This window comes from Halioxenophilus aromaticivorans, assembly GCF_042850945.1.
Classification (GTDB): domain Bacteria; phylum Pseudomonadota; class Gammaproteobacteria; order Pseudomonadales; family Cellvibrionaceae; genus Halioxenophilus; species Halioxenophilus aromaticivorans.
The window spans coordinates 3,854,772-3,875,460 of record NZ_AP031496.1 but is presented as its reverse complement, the minus strand read 5'-3'; the positions used below and the strand labels follow the sequence as shown (position 1 = coordinate 3,875,460).

The 20,689-nt window shown below is 53.4% G+C and carries 18 protein-coding genes; 4 read left to right on the top strand and 14 right to left on the bottom strand.

What is annotated here, in order from left to right; translation table 11 throughout:
• The first annotated feature begins 102 nt into the window (after window positions 1-102).
• Complete coding sequence (locus ACGHM3_RS16565) at window positions 103-1,083, top strand: XdhC family protein (RefSeq protein ID WP_345425234.1); 981 nt, start codon at window positions 103-105, stop codon at window positions 1,081-1,083.
• Window positions 1,073-1,693 (top strand): nucleotidyltransferase family protein, encoded by a 621-nt coding sequence (locus ACGHM3_RS16560; protein WP_345425231.1) that lies wholly within the window; start codon window positions 1,073-1,075, stop codon window positions 1,691-1,693. Before ACGHM3_RS16565 ends, ACGHM3_RS16560 begins: the two co-directional genes overlap by 11 nt.
• A 21-nt stretch (window positions 1,694-1,714) precedes the next feature.
• On the opposite strand, the gene ACGHM3_RS16555 is transcribed toward ACGHM3_RS16560, so the two are convergent.
• The gene (locus ACGHM3_RS16555; protein WP_345425228.1) at window positions 1,715-2,866 is read right to left on the bottom strand and encodes a response regulator; all 1,152 of its coding nucleotides are present in this window, start codon (window positions 2,864-2,866) and stop codon (window positions 1,715-1,717) included.
• Between the two features lie 436 nt (window positions 2,867-3,302).
• Between ACGHM3_RS16555 and ACGHM3_RS16550 the strand changes: the two genes are divergently transcribed.
• Window positions 3,303-3,920 (top strand): TetR/AcrR family transcriptional regulator, encoded by a 618-nt coding sequence (locus ACGHM3_RS16550; RefSeq protein ID WP_345425225.1) that lies wholly within the window; start codon window positions 3,303-3,305, stop codon window positions 3,918-3,920.
• 42 nt (window positions 3,921-3,962) lie between these two features.
• On the opposite strand, the gene ACGHM3_RS16545 is transcribed toward ACGHM3_RS16550, so the two are convergent.
• Both ACGHM3_RS16545 and ACGHM3_RS16540 read right to left on the bottom strand, forming a co-directional pair.
• Window positions 3,963-4,589, bottom strand: coding sequence for a TetR/AcrR family transcriptional regulator (locus tag ACGHM3_RS16545; protein WP_345425222.1), 627 nt, complete (start codon window positions 4,587-4,589; stop codon window positions 3,963-3,965).
• A gap of 206 nt (window positions 4,590-4,795) precedes the next feature.
• A complete protein-coding gene (locus ACGHM3_RS16540) occupies window positions 4,796-7,285 on the bottom strand; it encodes a winged helix-turn-helix domain-containing protein (RefSeq protein WP_345425219.1) in 2,490 nt (829 codons plus the stop codon).
• Window positions 7,286-7,517: 232 nt separating this feature from the next.
• Here ACGHM3_RS16540 and ACGHM3_RS16535 point away from each other — a divergent pair, with 232 nt between their 5' ends.
• The gene (locus tag ACGHM3_RS16535; protein ID WP_345425216.1) at window positions 7,518-8,135 is read left to right on the top strand and encodes a DUF4329 domain-containing protein; all 618 of its coding nucleotides are present in this window, start codon (window positions 7,518-7,520) and stop codon (window positions 8,133-8,135) included.
• A gap of 5 nt (window positions 8,136-8,140) precedes the next feature.
• On the opposite strand, the gene ACGHM3_RS16530 is transcribed toward ACGHM3_RS16535, so the two are convergent.
• The 11 genes from ACGHM3_RS16530 to ACGHM3_RS16480 all read right to left on the bottom strand — a co-directional run bounded on the left by ACGHM3_RS16530 (window position 8,141) and on the right by ACGHM3_RS16480 (window position 20,647).
• On the bottom strand, window positions 8,141-9,676 hold the full coding sequence (locus tag ACGHM3_RS16530; protein WP_345425213.1) for a M48 family metalloprotease: 1,536 nt from the start codon (window positions 9,674-9,676) through the stop codon (window positions 8,141-8,143).
• 12 nt (window positions 9,677-9,688) lie between these two features.
• Window positions 9,689-10,414, bottom strand: a complete 726-nt coding sequence (locus tag ACGHM3_RS16525) for a hypothetical protein (RefSeq protein WP_345425210.1) — start codon at window positions 10,412-10,414, stop codon at window positions 9,689-9,691.
• A 56-nt stretch (window positions 10,415-10,470) separates the two neighbouring features.
• The gene (locus ACGHM3_RS16520) at window positions 10,471-11,121 is read right to left on the bottom strand and encodes a hypothetical protein (RefSeq protein ID WP_345425207.1); all 651 of its coding nucleotides are present in this window, start codon (window positions 11,119-11,121) and stop codon (window positions 10,471-10,473) included.
• A 5-nt stretch (window positions 11,122-11,126) separates the two neighbouring features.
• Window positions 11,127-12,137, bottom strand: coding sequence for a hypothetical protein (locus ACGHM3_RS16515; protein WP_345425204.1), 1,011 nt, complete (start codon window positions 12,135-12,137; stop codon window positions 11,127-11,129).
• Between the two features lie 2 nt (window positions 12,138-12,139).
• Window positions 12,140-13,213: a hypothetical protein gene (locus tag ACGHM3_RS16510; RefSeq protein WP_345425201.1), complete on the bottom strand. Its 1,074-nt coding sequence runs from the start codon at window positions 13,211-13,213 to the stop codon at window positions 12,140-12,142.
• Complete coding sequence (locus tag ACGHM3_RS16505) at window positions 13,206-14,549, bottom strand: hypothetical protein (RefSeq protein WP_345425198.1); 1,344 nt, start codon at window positions 14,547-14,549, stop codon at window positions 13,206-13,208. Before ACGHM3_RS16505 ends, ACGHM3_RS16510 begins: the two co-directional genes overlap by 8 nt.
• An 8-nt stretch (window positions 14,550-14,557) precedes the next feature.
• A complete protein-coding gene (locus ACGHM3_RS16500) occupies window positions 14,558-15,358 on the bottom strand; it encodes a MotA/TolQ/ExbB proton channel family protein (protein ID WP_345425195.1) in 801 nt (266 codons plus the stop codon).
• A gap of 46 nt (window positions 15,359-15,404) precedes the next feature.
• Window positions 15,405-15,602, bottom strand: a complete 198-nt coding sequence (locus ACGHM3_RS16495) for a hypothetical protein (RefSeq protein WP_345425192.1) — start codon at window positions 15,600-15,602, stop codon at window positions 15,405-15,407.
• A 57-nt stretch (window positions 15,603-15,659) separates the two neighbouring features.
• Window positions 15,660-17,768 (bottom strand): PEGA domain-containing protein, encoded by a 2,109-nt coding sequence (locus tag ACGHM3_RS16490; RefSeq protein WP_345425189.1) that lies wholly within the window; start codon window positions 17,766-17,768, stop codon window positions 15,660-15,662.
• Window positions 17,769-17,872: 104 nt separating this feature from the next.
• Window positions 17,873-19,357 (bottom strand): hypothetical protein, encoded by a 1,485-nt coding sequence (locus ACGHM3_RS16485; protein ID WP_345425186.1) that lies wholly within the window; start codon window positions 19,355-19,357, stop codon window positions 17,873-17,875.
• A gap of 84 nt (window positions 19,358-19,441) precedes the next feature.
• Window positions 19,442-20,647, bottom strand: coding sequence for a hypothetical protein (locus ACGHM3_RS16480; protein ID WP_345425183.1), 1,206 nt, complete (start codon window positions 20,645-20,647; stop codon window positions 19,442-19,444).
• Window positions 20,648-20,689 lie beyond the last annotated feature (42 nt).

Sequence of the window (20,689 nt, the reverse complement as noted above, 5' to 3'; positions counted from 1 at the left end):
GCGAAAAGGTATTGCCTTTTTTGTTCAGCAGGCGAACGTCCACTTGAGTAATGCATCTAATTCCATTCTCGTCCCGCTTACGCAACACTGGATAAAGGCTACATGCAACCGCTAGACCTCTCTGTAGTACAAACGGCCATCAAATGGCTCAATCAACAGCAAACCGTTTGGTTGTGCTCCGTGGCATCTACTTTTGGCTCCTCGCCCCGTGCGCCGGGCTCACTGATGGTCGCCAACCAAGCTGGCGAAGTGGTTGGTTCTTTGTCCGGCGGTTGCGTAGAGGAAGATTTTATTGAGCGAATTAAACAAGGTGAGTTTTCCCAACGTTGTACTGTGTTGCAATACGGTGGCGCTGATAACGCCCGCACTGGGGTGCAATTGCCCTGTGATGGCGTGTTGCAAGTGTTGGTGGAGCAGCTAACCCCGTCACCCGAGGCCATTGACCATTTGCAAATATTTCAACGCGCACTGCGTGGGGAAACCGCGCAAACCCGGCGGGTGGATACTGCAACGGGTAATGCCACATTTATTGCAGGCAGGGCTACCGGGCCAAAAGTTGAATATCAGGCTGACAATGGCACCATCGCCATAAAAATCAGCCCGGTGGCCCGCTTAATTATCGCCGGTGTATCGCCGGTGGCGGTGGCCTGCGCCGACTTCGCTGTGGCCCTAGGCTTTGAGGTGATTGTATGTGATCCTCGAGCTGAGGTGGCAGGTAGTATCGTCAACCCAGAAGTAACCTTTGAGCCGATTTTGCCTTCCTTGTTTATTGCCCAGGCGGACAACAGCCATACAGCCACAGCGGTGGTGGCACTAACCCACGACCCGCGCATTGACGATTTAGCCATGATAGAGGCAGTGAGAACCCCGGCTTTCTATATCGGCGTGATGGGGTCCCAACGTACCTCCGCCAACCGTGCCGAGCGCCTGCGCCGTTCCGGTGGGCTAAACGATGAGCAAGTTGCTCGCATTCAAATGCCTATTGGTTTGGCGTTGGGCAGCAAAACCCCGGCGGAAATCGCACTGGCGGTCATGGCTGATGTTGTGAGGGTGTTGCGCGGAAGGCCTCGGGATGGCTTGTAAGCACGGCCTAGCCCTGGTCATGGCCGCCGGCGCCTCACGCCGGTTTGGCCACGAAGACAAGCGTATGGCGAAGGTAGGCGGGATGAGTCTTCTGGCCCGTAGCTGGCGCAATGCCGCGGCTGGGTTTGGCCAGGCACTTTTGGCGGCTAAACCCGGTGACGACCTCGGCCTGTTAGACCTCGATAACATCACCCCAGAGTCCGTGTATTACTGCCAACAGCCGCAGCTTGGGCTGGGTTCTAACATTGCACAAGCTGTGGATTATATTCACCAGCACTTTGCTGCCGACAGCTTTGATTTTTTGGCGGTGGTGTTGGCGGACATGCCATTGATCAAAGTGGCGACTTTAGAGACGCTGGCGGCGGCAGGCGCAGTCGATAAAATCGTCCGGCCCAGTTGGCAGGGTAGGCCAGGGCATCCGGTTTTATTTGGCCGGCAATTCTGGCCGCAGTTAAGGCAGCTTCAGGGCGATCAGGGTGGTGTTGGAGTTTTACAGGCTAACCCACAGTCTGTGCAGGAGATCGCCCTAGAGGATGCGGCCGTGTGTTGGGATATCGACACACCAGAGGCGCTACAGCAGGCTGAGAAGCAGGTTGCGAAAAATAGCTGAGGGTGGAGGTAGAGCCCCCGGTTAAAACAGCTCGATGCTTTCAACCTTCTCTTTGCTTTCCACCGATTGGTAAATTTTCTCGGCAATCTGCTCGGCTAATTGGTGTAGGTCCTCATCCATTTTGACGCCGCGCTCGAAGTTAGCTAGGCCTGCTTCTACGGCTTGGCTGATGATGCTAAGAATGGCGGATTCCTGCTGGTCGGTGAGACCGCAAGACAAAAACTCCACATTAACTTCTTCCACCATGTTGTCCAAAATCTGAATGTTTTCCAGCTTCTGTGTGCGCTGTAATTCCGTGATTGTGATCAGGGAGTTTTTAAATTCGCTGATTAGGCGGCGAATATCGGTGGTCAGTGCCAGGGAGTTACAGTGATTATCGGCACTCTCTAATATAAGCATTAGATGGTCGCGCAGGCGGCCGGCTTTTTCTTCGTCCTCTGGTAGATCTTTGATGATTTGCGTGAGGTTATCGAAATTCAAAACCAGGCGGTTACCTCGCTGAATAATTCTCCCTCCATCTTTTAGCTTGTAGAGCAGCTCTTTTTCCAATTCCGTCATATCGCCGGTGCTGGAGGCGTTGACATTTTCGCTGTCCAACCGGATCTGCACCAAGCTGTTTAGGCCGAAACTATGGGTGGTTTCGCAAATAAGTTCTGCCAGTTCGAGCACGTCGGCGGCTGCGAAGCTTTGGCGTAAAAAGTCGATGATGATGGATTGCTCGCTGGCCTCTTGTATGGCATCCATGGCGGCATCGAGGGCGATCTGCTGATTGCCGCCCTTGGCAACGCGGTACTGCCTATTGCTCAGTGTTAGCCGTACTTTCTGTAGGAGCTCTTCTGGTTGCAGCGGTTTTATCAGGTAATCGCAGGCTCCAACGTCATAGCCTCTGAGTTTTTCCTCGGTGGTGTCATTAGCGCTGACAAAGATAACGTCAATGTCTTTGGTGGCTTCGTTGGACTTGAGTTGTTGGCAGGTTTCGTAACCGTCCATATCGGGCATTGAGCCATCCAGCAAGATGACATCCGGTGGCGTGGGGCTGGCCGCTACCTCCAGTGCCTTGGCTCCAGATTTAGCCACTGACAAATTGAAATACGGTTTGAGGTTTTCAACCATCAATTGAATGTCAGAGGTGGAGTCGTCAACAACTAAAATGCGGTTCTTCGTTTCTGGCATAGAAACCCTCAGCCGGTAGTTCGTAATCGATCTTGCTGCGTGAGAATGGCAATTGCGTCTAGCTATTAGGATGAGTATAGACCGGTCCTAGGCAATCGCTACCGAGGTGGGGCTTATAAAGAAGAAACTTTCGGGCACTACAAAAGCCATTTTTTTGTGCCATTTAGTTATCAATTTTTTAAGGAATCTATAGAAAAATAGTATATCATTTTACAAAAGTAGTAGATTTGTACGCCAACTTAACTATAATTAACCGTCGTCAAAATCAACGTAATGAATTTGACGACATAACGAGAAATTAAACGCTCTCGATGAACGATATTTGCGCTGTGGCCTGCGCCTAAATTAGAATACGCTGGTCTTATATCGTTTTTATAGGACAATTTTTGATTTTTGCTATTATTTAGTTACAACAACCCCCAAGGAAACACTTTTTATGGCCAAGGCAAAGTTCGATCGGTCTGATGTGGTCGCCGCGGCTACCGAACTATTTTGGCGCAAAGGTTATAATTGCGCTTCAATGCAAGATGTATTTCGTGCCACCGGGCTACAGCCTGGCAGCTTGTATAATGCCTTCGGTAACAAAGAGGGGTTGTACGAGGAGTCGGTGCGTTATTACGGCACTCAGGCGGTAAAAAAGACCGAGGATTCTCTGGCAGGCGTTGGCAACAAATTGGAAGCCATTGCCACCATGGTTTTGGCTGAGGCCAAGACATCTTTGGAGCCAGAGTTTAAAAGCTGCATGCTGGTCAAAAGCTTGTTAGAGCTGAATTCCATGGGCAACGAGCGTTTGGCTCAAGTGGTTAACGATCAAGTTTCGGCAATTACCGCGGTCTATGAATCGGTATTGGCCGAAGCCTTTGATGCCCAAGCCGCTCGCGAAAAAGCGACACAACTCATGATGGCGCGTATGGGGTTATACGTTTACGGTCTGATGCAAACCTCGCAAGAGGAACTAATCGCCAACCTGCGCGGTAATCTGCCGTGGTTGCCTTGGGATTCCGTAGATAGCGATAGCGCAACCCTCGCCACGTCTTCAGCAGCCAGTTACTAAATAGCCTGCTTCTTATTACCACTGCCGTCCAGCGGCGGTGGCCTAACCTTGCACCACTTCCCGATCTTCCTGATTATTCAACGCCAACAAAGCTGGCCCGGCTTGCTCAGCTAGCCGCTGCAGATGCTGGTTAGCTTTGAATAATTTGGCCATGGTCAGCCCGCCTTGCAGCAGCGCCACAACGCGCTCGGTGGCCGTACCGACATCTAAGCTGACGTTATTGCTGTCGCAATATTCCTTAACCACGGGTTTGGCGGCTTCGATGAGATCGTGCAAACAGCGTGCGGCGGCAACTCTGATTTGCTCGTCTACGGTACTCAGTTCATGCGCGATGTTACTAATTAAGCAGCCGTAGTAGGGCGCGTTTTCTTCTAGCCAAACCGCGTTGGTGTTGGCTGGCACATCAAACAAGGCTTTTAACTTTTGTTCTGGAGATAAACTGCAGTGCTGAATCTGATGCAGCTGGGCAACGGCCTCGGCTGTGTACTTCTCCAAAGCCGCTATTAGCAGTGCCGCTTTCGATGGGAAAAAGTGGTAAAAGGTACCCTTATTAACCTCTGCTGAGGTACAGATTTTACTGGTACTGATTGTGCCGTAACTCTTGTTTAAAAACAGGCTGGTTGCGGTGTTGACCAGATGGGTGCGTGTATCAGGGCGGGAGCTTGTCATCACTTGGCTTCCTGGCGTTAATGTAAAATTCCCTAGAAACCAACACTGGTACCGCGAGCGATGGTTTCAATTTATTGACAATTAGTCAGATTTTTGATCTCGCAAGTGCAAAATCGTACCAAATGGTTGTTGAATTGCAAGACAGGGGGACGACAAAGTCCCTAAATAATGGCAGGGAATTACAATTACTAATAAAAACCGTAGGGCTACTGCCCTAATTTGGCCATGTTTAGGCTTTGGCTGGCTATCTGTTGACGTTGGTAATCGGCGATATCTGGGTGCATAGCTTGTCCTGTGGCCGTTGGGTAAAGCTGATTTAGCAAAGGTGCTAGCATTGGGTCATTAAGTAACGGGCCGTACAGGTTATGGCCCACACTGCGCTGGCTAGCCAGTATCGCTCTGGCTTGATCCAGTTCACCGAATACGGCGCGCAGTTTGACCTCTGCTAGCCACATGCTGGCGTGGCCAATACCACGACGCTTGGCGTCCTCCACTGCGGCTAAACCGTCTCGATAATGCTGTTCGGCTGCCTGCTCCTGGCCCTGTCGTTTTGCAGTGAGTATCAGATAGGCATGGGTCTCGGCGTGCGGTGGCAGGGCGTCGTGGCACTGTTGTTGATACACCACCAGTGAACTTTCAAATGCGCTTTGCGCCGCCGGGATTCGATTTTGTAGCCAAGCCGTTATACCCATGTAGCGGTCGTAGTAGGCCAGGTCGCAACTGGGCGGTTGACCTTTAAACAGTGGTCGGGCTTGCTCTCCCACGGCGACTAAGCCGTCAATATCCTGCGCTGCCGCTGCCATTTTGGCTCTCAGATCCAAAACCTGCGGTTGAGTTTGCTCGGCTTTGGGTAAAGCATCCAGGATTTGCTTGGCATGGCTAAACTGCTCTAAATTAATCAGGGCGGAAGCGGCCTCAAGCTGCATCACCCGTTTTAAATGGCCGCTAAATTCCTCTGTTTGCACCAGCTCCAATGCCGCTTCGAAGTTGCCCATTTGCATCAGTGCCGCCAGTTGGAATTTTAACGCCGACTGTTTACCCGTTACCCGGTGGAAGTAGGGCGCAGTAGCCAGCAGCTCTTGATTTTCCCCCAGCATCAGCAACGCGGCGAGGTAATTGATCTGTATGGATGGGTGCAGCGGGTCGCTCTTAAGTGCCGATTTAAACAGGTCGTAGGCCTGCTGGGGTAGGCCTTGAGCGGATTTGAGATTTCCGTACCACATTAGTGCCATGGAGTTGTTCGGGTTTAACTCTAGTGCTCGTTGGAAATAGGCTTCGGCGGTATCTGGGTCTTCTTGCAACTGTGCCAACAGGCCTCTGGAGGCGTTGGCGTCTGGGTCCGATGGATTGAGGCTCAACGCTTTGTTAATCAACGATTCCACTTCGGTGGTGACGTTGTCGGGAAGCACCCCTTTGTTGTACTTGGGCAAAACCAAGATACTATCGGCCATTCCGGCGTAGGCGGCGGCGTAATTGGGGTCCAATTCAATGGCGCGCTCAAAGTAACTTTGGGCTCTTTGGATAGACTCCGGCGTGCGTTTGTTCCAGTGGAAACGGCCCAGCAGATAATTATCGTAGGCCTGTACGCTGTCGGTCAGCTCTGCCGATTTAGGCGCGTTTTCCTCGGTTTCGGATAGCGCCGGGGCCAGCTGTTTAACCACATCCGTGGCGATTTCTTCTTGTAGGGCAAATACGTCTACCCGGTTGCGCTCGTAGGTTTCTGCCCACAGAGGATGACCGTTTTCCGTTTCCGATAACTGCACCGTCAAGCGTATCCGGGAGTCGTCCATTCTTACCGTGCCCTCAACCACGGTGCGGGCGTTGAGGGCCTTGCCGATGTCGCGCACATCCTGGGCTTGGCCCATAAATACCTCGGAGGAGGTGCGTGCTGCAACCCGCAGGCCTTTGGTGCGGATCAGTTTATTGCGAATATCTTCGGCCAAACCGATGCTGAAGTAATCGTCTTCAGCGCTGATGTTTACAAACGGCAACACCACAACATCCAAGGCCTGAGAGGTCTGATCTACGCCGCCGATACCGGCGCTTACCACCTCCTGGGACAGTAACGCCTGTGGTCCCGGGGGCTGGTCAGATTGCAGTTTATCGGCACCCCACTTGTAGCCCAGAAAAATGGCCAAAAAGGCCAATGCGAACAGCGTTTCCTGGCCGATCCAGCGGTTAAAAAAAGTGCGTTTTTGTTTGCCTTGGCGTGGTGGTGGCGTGGCATAGGCCTTGTCAATGGCGCTATCCATTGGGCTATCTATTGTGCTCTCACTAGCGTTATCAACCCTGCTGTCAGCGGCAGTAGGGGGTTGTGCTTCCTTGGGCTCAGGTTCGGCCTGGGCTGCGGCACCGGCTGGTGGCATAGGCGTAACGATCAGGCAGTAACCGCGTTTGGGCACTGTGCGGATAAATTTACGTTCGCGGTGGGTGTCGTTGAGGGCAGTACGTAGCTCTGAAATGCACCGGGTTAACACCTCCTCGCTGACGACAACGTCCTGCCACACCGCGTCTAGCAGATCGCCACGCGACACCACTTCGCCATGGTTTTGTGCCAAGCACAGCAGCACATCCATTACCTTGGGTTCAATATGGATGCGGTGGCCCTTGGTTTCAAAACAACCGTGGGCTGGGTCGATCAACCATTCCCCCAATTGAAAACCTTGTTTTAGCTCGCTGACGTCTGCGATGGCCACTCCATCCTCCCGTTGCCCTATATTTCAAATGCGACCCTTTTTGGTGCATTTTAAGCTGCTGAACGCAGTAAATTCGGTGATATTACCTTAGAAAAGACGATCCGAAGGTTTTCCGAAGGTTTTTTTAGCATTTTTTCGCTTTGCATTCGGATACTTTATAAAGCCAAAAGGTTTACAAACGGCTCAGTCGCCAAGCTAGGACTCATTCCCATGCACCTTCAGGAGCACCGCAATGAGACCTCTGGCAACGTTTGTAAACTCAGAATTTAAGCGCACTTTGGGTAAAGCCCTGGTGGCGTTGACCATCGGGTTGTCCTTCGCCTCGGCAGGCCAAGCGGCCACTGTAGCCGAGCTGGCTAATGAAGTGTTTGTGTCAGAAACCGCAGCGGTAACCGCGGCCGCCAATCGCTACAACCCCCAGTCTATTGCCCAAGATAAAGAATATATGGGTGCAGTTTATCAGTGTGAAGAAGGCCACCGATACAGTGTGGGGGCGGGTAAGGTGGGGGCAGGTAATGTCACCGTGACGTTGAGAACGCCACAGGGGTGCAAAACCGTCGCCCTTTGGCACACCCACGGCGCTGAGCACCGCAGCCACAAGTATTTCTCTGATATCGACACCCGCCTGGTTGAGCAGGTGGGTTTACCGTTTTATATGGCGGACTACACCGGTAGCCTGAGGGTATTTGAGCCCGGCGATCGTACCATGACCTACTCCGAGGCTCGTCGGTTGGGCTTGGGCAGTTCTAACCAATACGCTCGCGGCAGTTTAGTTACCGACCAAGCGGGTGAGACTCTAGCTGTAGCCACCCACAGCCACGGTCAACAGGCCGTGGCGTTGAACCACTAACAGGGCTACTGGATGATTTTGATGATTTCGCCGGGGTAGGGTTCGCCACGGGGGTAATAGCCGTTGATCAAGCGTAGGTACTCTTCGCCATAGTTCCCTATTTTCAGCTCATTGGCCAGCCGCGCAAATGTGGTGTTGTCGTTGGCCACCACGTATTTGATGGTTTTGGAGTGTTTGGTAGTGAGCCTGCTGGGCGCCCGTGGTGCCACCGGCTGTAAGGTGCGGATGCTGGCGAGAAACAGTTGGTCGTAGTCGACGCCGGGTTCTGGTTTATTGACCGAGCCCTCCAGTAGGTAGGCTCGGTTGCCGTGGACCAAAATGGCGACTCGTTGATCCTCGCTGCCGTCTCGGGCTTTGCCGGGTTTGATGCCGGTGTGGCCGCGCAGGCCAAATTGGCTTAACGGCTCGGATTGCTTCAGCAGTTTAACGTCGAATTGATCGCGCAGAACGGTTTCAAAATCGGTTTTGGGGTCCACCCGAGCCAAACGCAGTTGCATTTCGGCACTGTTATCGTCTGGTGCGCTGGTTAACACCGCGCCCTGGTTGGCCACCTGCCACTGCTGTGGGAAGACAATGGTAAAGCCCAGCCGGTTGTGAATATAGCGGTTCTCTTTGTCTTGTTTTTCTTCCGAGGCTTTGGCTGCGGCTTCGGCGGCCTGGGCGATGCGGTCGTGGTTGTCGCCCCAAATGATGCCGTCGGTGTTGTCTCTAAATTCCTCGGCTTTGAGCTCGCCCTTGGCTCCGGTACTTTGGCTTTCACCTTCTTTGGCATCGGCCACCGCTTGTAGCAAGCGCTGGTCGCTACTGGGGTGGCTGGTGAAGACACCGTGGTAGGAAGGCACTTTGCGGCCGGCATCCCGCGCCTGTTGTTTGCTAAACCGTTCATGTGCCTTGAGGATAGCTAGAACATCGATCATGGCATCGGGTGAGTAACCCGCGTCTTTCATATACTGGGCACCAAAGCCGTCGGCTTCCAGTTCCATTTCTCGGCCGTAGCCGGCGGCTGCGGCACTGCCCCATTCTGCCGCCGCAGAGGCCACGGTGTAGCTGCCGGTGAGGATACCGGCGAACACGGCACCCACGTTGCGCCCGGTGCTGGCCGATTTTTGACGCACATGGTGGCGCGCCGTAACGTGGGCGATTTCGTGGCCCAACACCGCGGCCAGTTGCGCTTCGTTCTGTAAATAATTGAGCAGACCTCGGTTTACGTAGATATAGCCGCCGGGTAGGGCGAAGGCGTTAATGTCGGGGCTGTCGATGATAAAAAAGTGGTATTCGATGTCTGGTCGATCGCTGGCGGCCGCCACTTTTTTGCCCACTGCCCGCACGTATTCGTTAATGGCCTCGTCTTCGTACAGCGGCACAGTCTTGATCATTTCTTCGTGCAGCTCTTTGCCCATGGAGATCTCACGGGACTCACTCATGGTAACTGTGTCGAGTTTGCCGGTGGCCGGGTTAATCGCGCAGCCTGGCAAGGCCAAGGCGGCACTTAACAACAGTGCGGTTACAGTAGAGTTTGGTAGCACGCCAAAGTTAAACATCACCATGGGCCTTTATTGTTGTGGTTGAGGTTGGCTGGAAAAAAACTGCTTGAGTTGCTCACCCATGCCCTTGCAGGCACTGTTTTGCACACGGGCAATAATGGGAATCGGAATCACCACCGCCGGCATGTAGGAGGTGCCGCTGGCATCGGCACTGATTTGCCCCTGGGTTTCGAGCTTTTCATAATCCCAAACGCTGGCTTCGTAGTCGGATTGGTTTTCCCAGGTGCCAAAACCAAAACAGCCGGCACCGCCAACGCTGATGGAGCAGCCAATGGAGCCCGCGCTGTCGGTTTTCTCGGTGTTGCCGTCAATCCAAATGATATAACGCACCTGGTAGTCATTCATGGCGGCTGCAATTTCAGGGTGCTTTAGGTAGCGGTCCAAATCGCGCACATGCATGGGTGCCGTGCGCGGTTCGAACCAGGGGTAGAGCGCATCTAAAAAAGCGCGCTCCGCAATAACGTTTAAACCATCACTGCCGCTTTGCAACACATTGCCCACGCAGTCCACGAGGTTGGGTTCGGTTTCATAGTCGCTGGAGTGGCGCCGACCCAATACCACCACTGATTGCTCTGCGCCGATCTCCGCCCGCTGGCTGGAAGTTCTGTGTTCATCGATAGTCACAGTAGTGCATGCACTGGCCAGCAGCGCCAGTAGCCCCACTGCAACACTGCGCCAGTGGTGCGCCAGGTGGAGGCTATCCGGTTGAGTGGTGTGGTGATTGAGCTTGCCCATGTTAATTAACCTCTAGTGGGTTTTGGTTTAACCGAGTGAACGTGTGGTCTGCGGACTTAATTGCCGCCTTCAAGAAAAGCGCGAATCTCTGGCACTTTGGTAAAGCCCGAGGTCAGACTCGCGCCCAGATCTCTCAGAGCCACAATTACCGCTTGGTTCATTGCTTCTTCTTTCGACTTTAAAAACGCCGTGGGCGTCTTGCCATAGGCACTCATTATCCAATCGGCGATGAGTTCTCCGTCGGTGTTGTACACCTGCATGTTGTATTTAATCCAAACTTCATAAACATTGATGCGGGTTTCTTTGGGCGAAGAGTACTGAAATTCATTTATTTTAGGCACCAGAATCAAGTCGATTTCGCTGTTACCCTCGGCCGCTTGCAGAGATTTAAGCGCTTGGCTTTGAGCGAACAGGGGCTGGAAAACTTGGCCGAAGAATTTCTTGTGAATATTGCCCACGTCAATCAACCAGCGGGCGCGGGATTCCGACTCCTCTTTATACACATATTCGGTCAGCGCTTTGTCGTAGACCACCGCCATGGTGATATCGGTTTTGGCGGCCAGGGGCTGGGGGAAGTCGCCAACCACCACCAGGGAATTAGTGCAACCAGACAGCACAATGACTGCGCTGAATAACAGCCAAGCGCGGCGCAGTGGGGCTATGAGCGTGGCGCTGGTGGATTGGATAATCGGTAAGAGAACGTTCATTTTGGTTATTGCCTAAAGTCATTAAGGCCAACAAAAGTACCGCCGTTTTGTCGGGTGAGTTCGCGCATAAGGGCTGCGAATCGTATGCCCGTGGTTTGTAAGTTACTGGGTCGTGAAAACTGCACGGGAAAGCCCACCGCATGGATGCGCACGAGGTTTTCGCCGTCGTCACGCTGGCGATTAATACGATTGACGGTGTCGATGACATCGCCAATGGATTTGCCGGTGAATTCGTCGCCCAGCACGTACAAGCTGATTTTTTTATCCGGGTCGTAATAGGTGCGAATGGCTTTTTGAATGCCCTCCACTGGGCTGGAGTTACTGAACGGATTCCAAGTGGCTAACCGTTTAATAATCACATCGCGGCGGCCGGGAGTATCCGGTATCCATTTGCCGCGGTAATTGGTAAACATGTAGTCGCCCATGTCGTTCATTACCTGGATGCCCTTTACGCTGGGGTAGATATCCAAAATATTGATCATTTCGTTAATCATTCGACCCCAGGCATAGTTGTACATACTGCCCGAGGTATCAATAATAAAAACGATGTATTCGCTGTCCACCGGAATGCCGCCTATCAAACTGTTTTGGCTTGTGTGGTTTTCGCCCAACAGGCGCTGCATTTCAGCGGTAAGGGCTTGCAGCGCTCGTTCCAGTCGGCCTTGTTCGTCGTTGCTGGAGCTGGCATTCGCCTGCAGTAAGGCGTAGCTTTGCTGCTCGTCTTCCAGCTGCGCCCGTAAAATGGCGATTCGTTTTTCTATGTCGTCCAGCTGCTCGTGCTTGGCGGTCATTGCGCGGTTAAAGACTTGGGTCTCACCTCGGATGGCAAACAGCTTTTGCTGCAAATCCGCCACCTGGCCATCCAGTTGCACTTCAGATTGTTCCAGCGAGGTTGGCTGCACATTTTTGGTGATCATCAACAACAGCACAATAGCGCCAAAACCACAGCACACCACGTCCAGAAAGGACATGCTGGCTTCTTCACTGCTGCGTCGTTCTCGGCGCCGTATGGTCATAACTAGGGCCAATCCTTAGAGGGCGTTAAAAAGGCGCCTTGGGTGAGTTGTGCTAATTGCCAATAAGCCGGAGCAGCCATGACGTCGCCCTCTAACGGCAGCAGTATGGTGTTCACCGGCACGCCCTTGGGAAACAAGTCCACCGCCTCATTGAATAATTTTAGTCGGTCTGGGCCGGTGATGGTGTTCTTTTTCGGGGCTTTTCGGCCCAGGGTCGGCAGGCCATCGGTGATGATAAAAATGTTGTCCGGTATTGGATCCAGGCCGGCCAGTGCGGTAAGTGATTGGTACAGGTTGGTGCCGTTCTCCGGGGTGAGTTGGCGTAGGTTGTCTACAACCCGCTCCAGTTGGGCTTTGTCGCTAACCTTTAGCCAGGTACGCTCGCTGCCGCTAATAGCGGGCTTGGCCTGGCTGTTAAAATTAAAAATTTGGTAGTTGGCGGCCTCCGGTAATTGTGCGGTTAGCCATTCCACGGTGCCCAGAGCGCGCTGCCACTTTTGGCTGGCGATTTTGGCCTGTTTATCCATATTGCGACGTCGCACAATATTGACGATGGTTTCGTCCAGCATGCTGGCGGAGCTGTCCAGCAATATCAACACGTGGGCGCCACCCAGGTTTAAGCCGGTTAAATACTGGCGGTTACCCTGTCCCACAAAACGCCGCGCTTTGTTGCCCAGTTCTTGGTTATCTTGCTCCAGTTTCTGTTTTTCGGATTCCAGCTCTTCCAATTTTTGTTTCAGCGCGGTGATATCCAAATTGGGATCATCGGTATTTTTGATTGCGGCCTGCACGGTATTCAGATCTTCGTTGATGATACGCGCCAACCCCTGGGCCTCGGCAATGCGTTGGTCAACTTCAGAGACGGTATTCTTGGCGCGGACAAGATTGGCTTCGCCGTCGAGTATTTCCTCTTCGAGTAGAGAAACCTCTGCCTGTAATTCTGGATGCAGACTTTCGGTTTGGTTATCGACATCGTGTTTAATGATTAAAAATATCAACGCTACGGCGCCAAAACCGCAGGACATAATGTCGAGAAAGGACAAGCTGAAGGTGCTAAAGCGGCGTTTTCTAGCCATTCGCTATCACCTGGATCAGCTGATAGCGAACCTGGTCGTTAGCCAACACATCTTGCGCTTGCAGTTCTGTAGGCTCTGTGATGGTTTGGTCGTTGAGCAGGCAGCTGGCTGTGGGGGTAAAGATAACCTTACCCTGGGCAGTGCGGCTGAGTTTGCCAAAGCAGGCTGAGGGTTCGGTGGCACAGAGGGCGGGTTCTTCTGCCGCCAACCAATTTTCGCCGGCAATGGCATGGGCGTGGGCGCCGGTTAAAATATGGGTGGGTTGCGCGGTGATTGTTCGGCTGGCTTTAGCGCTCGGCGGCGTTGCCGATGATGCTGCGGCGGCCTCAGCCTGAGGTGATGCCGCATCCTTCAATGCCAATTCTTCGGTGAGCAGTACGCCTTCTTGCTCGCTGGTATCTATCAGCCGCGCAGCAAAGCGTTGCGCCTGGGTGGCTAGGTGTTGGGGTTCTAGTTGGGCTTTTGCCAAATCTTGATACCAGTACGGTAACGCCGCGGCGCTGGGGCAGAGCAATACCTGAGCCGCCGAGCGTTGCTGCATTTCGGCTACGCCGTCCATTATCGGCTGCAATACATTGCGGCCTGCATCGGCCAGCACATTGAAACCCAGGGTGACACTTTTATCGGCGACTTGCACACTGCAATCGCCGGCGCTGACTTGCTCCAGCCACTGAGGTAGCTGGTTGTACAGTGTCTGTTCGTGTTCCGCGTCGTGCCGAGGGTTAAAACGAGTATGGCGAATAAACTCGTCGCTGATGGCACGCGCCAGGGCGTCACTTAGGGATACCCAGCCGGTATTGGATAACAGCTGGCTGGCTTCAATGCTCACCTGTTGCGCGCTAATAGCAACTTGGCTAATCAAGGTATGGTGCAGGTATTGATCAATAACAAGGTAGTTTCCGGGCGGTTGGTTGGCGGCGAATAGCAAGGCGCTGTTCACTAAGCCCGCTACCGGGCGGTTAAGGCTTTGGCAAATTCCCAGTAAAAGCGATAACTGCTCGTCGCTGTAAAAGCCGGGATAGGCGATCAACAGTGGCCGAACATCACTGCCGTTTTCGCCGGCATCTGCCAGTAATTGGCTGAGGTGGTGATAGACCAAATCGCCGCTGTGTTGAATCAAACCGCTGGCGTTGCCCAGTGGATCTAAATTGAGTTGCTGCCAAAAATTATTGTTGCCATTGAGAGGCCGCAGTCGATACCGGGTTTGAGCTTCATCACCGGTGGCCACCCAATTGTCTTCAAACAAGGCAAAGCCGGGGCTTGCGAGCACCTGCTCGGCCTGGGTCAGGCGTACCGCACAGTCGTTGATTTCTAAAATGGTTGGCAGGTCAGTCATGCTTGGGGTTAGTCTCGTACGGTTAGAAAGCGCAGCAAATTACGGTCGCAATAGTTTTCGGTATCCAGCACTAGTCGCTCTTGCATCAGTTGCAGTTGGTGGGAAAAAAACATCACCACTATACTGATCACCAAGGCGATAAAAGTAGAGTTAAATGCCACGCCCAGGCTAACGGTAACGCCGGCGATATCGCCTTCCACTGCTTTATGGGCTTGGCCCAAAGCCTCTCCGATACCGCGTACGGTACCAATAAACCCAATGGAGGGAATGGCCCAGGCGATGTAGCGCACCATGGCTAATTCGCTGTCTAGACGATCGGATTCCGTGGCGCAGGTTTCGCGCACGGCATTGGCGGCATCGGTAACGCTTTTGGAGCTATCAAAGCGTTGCAGTGCTTTAATCAGCGAACGCGGTAATAACAAACTTTGCTGGCTTTCTGGCAAAGCTTGCAGGGGGCGAGAAAGGTCTCTGGCGTCCTCCGGTAGGATGCTGGTTCCGTCGCGCAGATTCAGTAACGATCCTTGTAATGACTTGCGCTCCAGCAAGATCTCACGTGCTTTGTAGCCCATGATGGCCAGGGCCCAAAACAGCAAAATAAAACACGCTTCTTGTTCGTAGTCTTTTAATACCACAAATAACGAGCGCTGCTGTACATAGACGCCGCCCTCGGCTTGTTGCTCTAATTGCTGTTGCACTAAGGCGTTGGCCTGAGGCCGAATGACGGTGACATAGACACCGTGCACTAAAATCGCCGCAATAATCAGAGCAAACAATTGGTACAAAAATTCGGCGGAGCCGTTGCGCTTCATAGCTTTTCCTTTCTAACCGTGCCTGCCTAGCAGCGCACCGGTTGGGTTAAATATCAATGGGAAACGACACCGATAAATCTTCTGAGATTTCTTCGGTGGGAGTAAATTCTTGATCGCTGCTGCCCGCGGCGGTAGTGCTTTGTTGGGTGCTGCTGGCGGCATCGCTTTCTTCTTGCTGAGCAAAGGCCCAACCGGCGGCCAGGGACACCAAAACAAACACGAAACTAACGTTACTTAGGCGCATAGTGACTCCAACGCTGTATAGGGTGTTTTAACCATTTAAAGTCCCTCGTGTCGTTGATCATTGCACATAGCGAGCTATGCGAAAGCCCAGGGTGTTTTTAGCGTCCTGGCCGTAATCGCGGAACGATAATCGCAAATCGCTGATGCCGCCATTGGCCCAGCTCGCACCACGGATAACGTGGTAGTCGCCCTGCAATGGGCCTAGCGGATCCACTTCTGCAGTTTGAGTGAGCCCGGTTTTAATCATATAAAAATCGTTGATCCATTCGGCGACATTGCCGCTGATATCGTAAAGGCCGTTGTGGTTTGGCTTCATACTGCCCACTGGAGCGGTGACGGCAAAGCCGTCGTCGTAGCTGGCTTGGATGGTGCCCAGTAGAGCGGCGGCGCTGCGGTCGCCGATATTTTCGTTTTTCGCCGGTGGTGGCAAGGTGGGGCCCCAGCTGTACTTCAGCATGTTGCCGTTTTGGTAGCGAGCCACCCAAGCCCACTCGGCTTCGGTGGGAAGCCGGTAACCGGTGGCCTCTGGGTTAAACCCAGTGACCTTGCCGCCTTCCACTTGGTAAAACGCGGGCAGTTTTTCTTGTTCCGATAACCAATTGCAAAACAGTGCCGCATCTTGCCAGCTCACGTTAACCACTGGGTTGCCGTCGTTATCCAAACTGTTGCCGGATACATGGCTGGAGGTATGGCTGCGTCTAAAGCGCCGGAACTGCTCGTTGGTGGTTTCCAGTGGCGCCAGGTAGAACGCCCGTGTGAGTTCAATTTTGCGCTGGGCTTCGTTGGCGCGGCGGCCTTGTTCTCGACGCGACGAACCCATTTCAAAAGTGACTTCCGGCCGGAATAATTTCAGCGTTTGATCGGTGGCCGCGGTGGTAATGGTGGGTTTGATGTTTTCCCACAGCGCTTGTTCGGTGGTTTTTAAGCTCGGCGCCAGGCTTAGAGTTAAGCCCGGGCGAGGTAGCACGGTGGTATTGAAATCGGCGTAACCTTCCTTGCGAATGGTAACCCGGTGTTGCTTGGAAGGCAGTTTTAGAATTTGATCAGCCCGGCCACTGAGTCGGCCATCGATGTATAACAGGGCATCGTTGGGCTTAGCTTTAATGCTGATTTCGCCAATTTCTGCGGCTAGGTTGAGCTGAAGGGCACGAGTTTCGCCGCTGGCCAACGAAACGGTTTGCTGACTGGATTGGTAACCGTCTTTAAACAGCGAAATAGATACCTGATCCCCCGGTGTGACGGCGGTTTCTAACGGTGTTTGGCCAACGTATTGACCATTCACGGTAACCCCTGCGGCGCTGGGCGTAGAGGTAACTTTCAATAATCCGTCGATTTTTTCCAGGGTCAGCTCGCCCAGGTCTTGAGGCTTTTGGGGTTCAATACTCAGTGGGTAGGTTTTGGCTTTGAAGCCGTCTTTTTGCAGTACGATTTCTCGGTCGCCGGAGAGAATCTCCACTGTGCCCGGTGTTTGGCCGATCACTTGCCCGTCCAAAATAATATCGGCCCCCGCAGGCACTGTGGCTACGGTTATATCGGCCCAGGCGGGTTCTAATTCCAGCTCTAAGGTTTGCTGTTGTTTGCGACCCTCCACGTCGATAGACCCGCGCACATCTTGAAAGCGTTCAAAGGTGAACACGTAGCTGTGGTTACCGGCACTGATGTTAGCAATAACCGTGTTTTTTTCATCCAGCAGCTGCACGGCCTCTGGCGCCACCACATGGTTATCTAGGTAAGCCGTTATTTGCGCTGCAGGGCGGGTGATGATTTTCAATGAGCCGGGCAGGGGCGTGAGGCTGGGAGTGAGGGTTTGAACGTCCTGCTTGGTTACAGTAAAGTCCTGCGTTAGCGGATGATATTCCTCATGGCGGGCGATAAGGGTGTAATCCCCGGGTAGCATCAAGTAATTGCCACCAATGCGAAAACTCATCCCTCCTTCAATACTGATGGCTGCATTCACGGGCGTGGCGGTAACAATAACGGAGCGAGCTGCCACCAAAAACCAAACTATGGCTAGGGCCACCGCCAACAGCACGCCAACGCCTATGTACAAAGGTTGGATTTTAGGGCCCTTACTGGCTTCACTGGCCAATGTGGGGGTGAACCCAATCGCCGTGATTCGCCTCTGTTTGGCAGGCGCCGTTATTTCATTCGTGGTCATATCATTCATTGTGCACTGCGGCCTTAGGGAGCAGAAGTTGGGTCCGTCGGTGGCAAGTTGCAGGGCGCGTTTGCCCCAGCGTTTTAAATTGATTGGTTGGCAGTAGCTGGGCTTCAACCATTGGCTACGGGCTCTGTGCACTGAATATCGATGGTTTGTTGTTGGTTCGCTTGCACGGTAAATTCCTTGCGAACATCTCGGAATCCAGCCCGAGAACCCACCAACACATACTGGCCGGGCTTTAAATTTAAGGACTGTTGCTCAAACTCACCCAGCTGGCCGATGCGATATAAAGTCACCTTGGTTTGGTTATCCGATGTTAGCGTCACTTGCACCGGTGTTTGTGCGGTTTTCATGGCGCTTCTGAGTTGATCTACTTGCTTGGCCATGCGCGAGCCCGGTGTCGCAAGTGACTGTGCGTCGGCTAGGTCTTTCTGTGCGGCGCGATACACGGCGTCGTCTGACAAGCGCAGTGGGTCTGCTAACAGCTTGCCTAGGTTGTCGTCCAACTGACGGCGGGCCTCGGCCTTGATGCGATCCACTTTGGCAGACACCAACGTTGGGTCTTGTTTTAGGGCTTGGTCGTAGTGGGCAACTGCCTGGGTCCAATCCTCGGCCTGGACTGCCGCCCGGGCGCTGGCGATGGCGTTGTTGATGGTGTGCTGACTGGCGCCATTGCGCGCTTGGCGCAACGCCGCTTGAGCATCTTCTGCGCCCGGATTCAGCGCCAGTGCCGACTCAAACGCTGTTATGGCGTCGGTAAACTGTTTCGCTTGCAGGGCGGTGTAGCCCTTCGACATTCGGCTAGCGAAACTCGTTTCTTTTTGCGTCGCTTGCAATTGGGCTTGTTTGCTCGCGACGTAGTCAGATTGATCGTCCAAGGCTCGTGCTTGGTTGAGTTTGGCTTCGGCGGTGGTGATGTCGTTGAGCAGCAACGCTTGGTCCGATTCCTTCACCAGGGTGAGGATGTCTCCTAAAACCTCCGCCCGCGCCAGTAGCTGGGCGGCCTCGGCATCGCTTGGGTCAATTGCCGCCGCTGCACTCAGCGCTTCCACAGCGGCTTTGGCGTCGTTGCCGGCCAACGCGGTTTCGCCCGCGGCTAAACGCTGGGCAAACTGCTGGTCGACTTGCGCCAGCAACTCATCCATGGCCCTTTCTGCGGCTAAATAACGCTGCTTAGCGGGTTCAAAGTCCCGTTGCCGATACAGGTCGTCACCTTCGGTTGCGGTTGCCATGGCACTGGCAAAAGCCTCTGCCGCCCACAGGTTTACTGCCGCGGATTCCAGGGACTGTTGCTTGTCCAAAAGGCGCGCCAATATGTCTTGCGCGTCCCGTCGTTGTTTGGCCAGTTGGGCATCGGTCCAGGGTGATTCTTCGAGTTTTTTGGCAACCGCCGTGCTGGCGGTTGAAGAGTTATTGGCCGTGCTGGCCGGCACCGTTACCTGATTGGGCAGCCAAAAAACCACCGCCAACAATAAAACCAGTAAGCCGGCTAAGGGCAAAGCGGTTTTCGGATTGCGCCACCAAGGGGTGGCGGGTGTGGATTCTATAGGGGCTTGTGCCCAGGGGGGGGGAGTGTTCGGCTTTTGGTTTTCCATAAGCTTTTGCGTTCGGTCTAGAGGGTAGTCTGTGGTGTAAGGCGCTTAGTTGGCACCGGGGCGAGTGGCGCAGGCACTCGCAATCTACTGGCTCGCGACGCCTCCGGTTTCGAGTTGATAAATATCACGCAATATTTTTCGCCATTGGGAGTACTGGTTTTGCACGCTGCCGGTGAGGGTAACGGTGCGGTCTTCCAGGTCGAAATAGTGCGGCTCAACGTCGGCTTCCAAGGAATCGCCGAGTTCTTGTAATGCTTCAACGTGCATCTGGCTGTTGGTACGTTTGTCCAAGCCCTGCTTAATTAAATAGCCGCCGCCGATAACACCAATTTGGCCTGCGGCGCGAGCACTGCCGCTACTGGAGCCTGCAGCAACCACGCCGCCCACCACCGCGGCCACGCCGGCCAGGGTGCGGTTGCGCGCCTGTTTACGCAGCTCTTTTACCGCTAAAACTTCTTCGTAGCTTTGGCTGCGGTAGTCGTCGTAGGAATTTTCCATCTCTTTTACAAAGGTGCCGTAATAATCTTGCAGGGTATCGATAAACAGATAGTCCCGCTCGCGGATGTCGCGGATGCGGGCTAGCATGGGGTCGTTTTCCGCCGGCAGGCGAGCGACGTCATAAACGCCTTTTTTATTGACTTCGACATGGCTATCGAAGGCTTCGGGGGAGAAGTCTCGGGCAAATTTAAGCTCGCTAATTACGCGGATTTTAGCCAAATCATCGCCACTGTGTTTGCGTTTTATGTTCAGAAGATCGTTGGCAATTTCGTTGTAGATGCCCATAAATGGGTCGTGATTTATGCCGGACTTTTGGTCGTAACTGTAGCGGCTGGCGACGCGTTCGTATTCTTTGTCTAGCCAAGTAAAGCCGGTGGCATCGGCGGCCTTGATATGCAGCTCCAGGGATTCGCCATCGGATTGGACGATTTTGCCTTCAATGATCAAGTCCACAGCCGCGTTGGCGCTGGGCACTACCCGCACGGCGCCCCAGGCGGCACTGGATTGTAAGGAGTTCATCAGTTGCACAGCGAAATAGTGGCTTTCGGCTTTGCGGATTTCTGGGAATACCGGCACCAACTGTTTTTTGTCATAGTCGATGCCCGGGTCGAATACCACTATGCCAACGTCCAGTAATTGATTGTCTGGGATCGCTTGTTGAGTAACATCCAATTGCGTCTGCTGAGTAGATTTAACGATGGTACGGGCGCAGCCACTGCTGAACATCACGGTGAGTAGCGTCAGCAGCCAAAGAGTGGATGTTGCAAGCCTGGTATAGTTGGTGTTGACCATAGATTTTTTTATTCCGTCGCGGGCTCAGTTAGCAAAACCAAA

What these genes read in the sequence shown, in the direction of transcription:
- ACGHM3_RS16560 (WP_345425231.1), top strand. Translation starts at nt 1,073, where the DNA reads ATGGCTTGTAAGCACGGCCTAGCCCTGGTCATGGCCGCCGGCGCCTCA.
- ACGHM3_RS16555 (WP_345425228.1), bottom strand. Translation starts at nt 2,866, where the DNA reads ATGCCAGAAACGAAGAACCGCATTTTAGTTGTTGACGACTCCACCTCT.
- ACGHM3_RS16505 (WP_345425198.1), bottom strand. Translation starts at nt 14,549, where the DNA reads ATGACTGACCTGCCAACCATTTTAGAAATCAACGACTGTGCGGTACGC.
- ACGHM3_RS16525 (WP_345425210.1), bottom strand. Translation starts at nt 10,414, where the DNA reads ATGGGCAAGCTCAATCACCACACCACTCAACCGGATAGCCTCCACCTG.
- ACGHM3_RS16520 (WP_345425207.1), bottom strand. Translation starts at nt 11,121, where the DNA reads ATGAACGTTCTCTTACCGATTATCCAATCCACCAGCGCCACGCTCATA.
- ACGHM3_RS16565 (WP_345425234.1), top strand. Translation starts at nt 103, where the DNA reads ATGCAACCGCTAGACCTCTCTGTAGTACAAACGGCCATCAAATGGCTC.
- ACGHM3_RS16515 (WP_345425204.1), bottom strand. Translation starts at nt 12,137, where the DNA reads ATGACCATACGGCGCCGAGAACGACGCAGCAGTGAAGAAGCCAGCATG.
- ACGHM3_RS16485 (WP_345425186.1), bottom strand. Translation starts at nt 19,357, where the DNA reads ATGGAAAACCAAAAGCCGAACACTCCCCCCCCCTGGGCACAAGCCCCT.
- ACGHM3_RS16545 (WP_345425222.1), bottom strand. Translation starts at nt 4,589, where the DNA reads ATGACAAGCTCCCGCCCTGATACACGCACCCATCTGGTCAACACCGCA.
- ACGHM3_RS16490 (WP_345425189.1), bottom strand. Translation starts at nt 17,768, where the DNA reads ATGAATGATATGACCACGAATGAAATAACGGCGCCTGCCAAACAGAGG.
- ACGHM3_RS16530 (WP_345425213.1), bottom strand. Translation starts at nt 9,676, where the DNA reads ATGTTTAACTTTGGCGTGCTACCAAACTCTACTGTAACCGCACTGTTG.
- ACGHM3_RS16510 (WP_345425201.1), bottom strand. Translation starts at nt 13,213, where the DNA reads ATGGCTAGAAAACGCCGCTTTAGCACCTTCAGCTTGTCCTTTCTCGAC.
- ACGHM3_RS16535 (WP_345425216.1), top strand. Translation starts at nt 7,518, where the DNA reads ATGAGACCTCTGGCAACGTTTGTAAACTCAGAATTTAAGCGCACTTTG.
- ACGHM3_RS16500 (WP_345425195.1), bottom strand. Translation starts at nt 15,358, where the DNA reads ATGAAGCGCAACGGCTCCGCCGAATTTTTGTACCAATTGTTTGCTCTG.
- ACGHM3_RS16550 (WP_345425225.1), top strand. Translation starts at nt 3,303, where the DNA reads ATGGCCAAGGCAAAGTTCGATCGGTCTGATGTGGTCGCCGCGGCTACC.
- ACGHM3_RS16495 (WP_345425192.1), bottom strand. Translation starts at nt 15,602, where the DNA reads ATGCGCCTAAGTAACGTTAGTTTCGTGTTTGTTTTGGTGTCCCTGGCC.
- ACGHM3_RS16480 (WP_345425183.1), bottom strand. Translation starts at nt 20,647, where the DNA reads ATGGTCAACACCAACTATACCAGGCTTGCAACATCCACTCTTTGGCTG.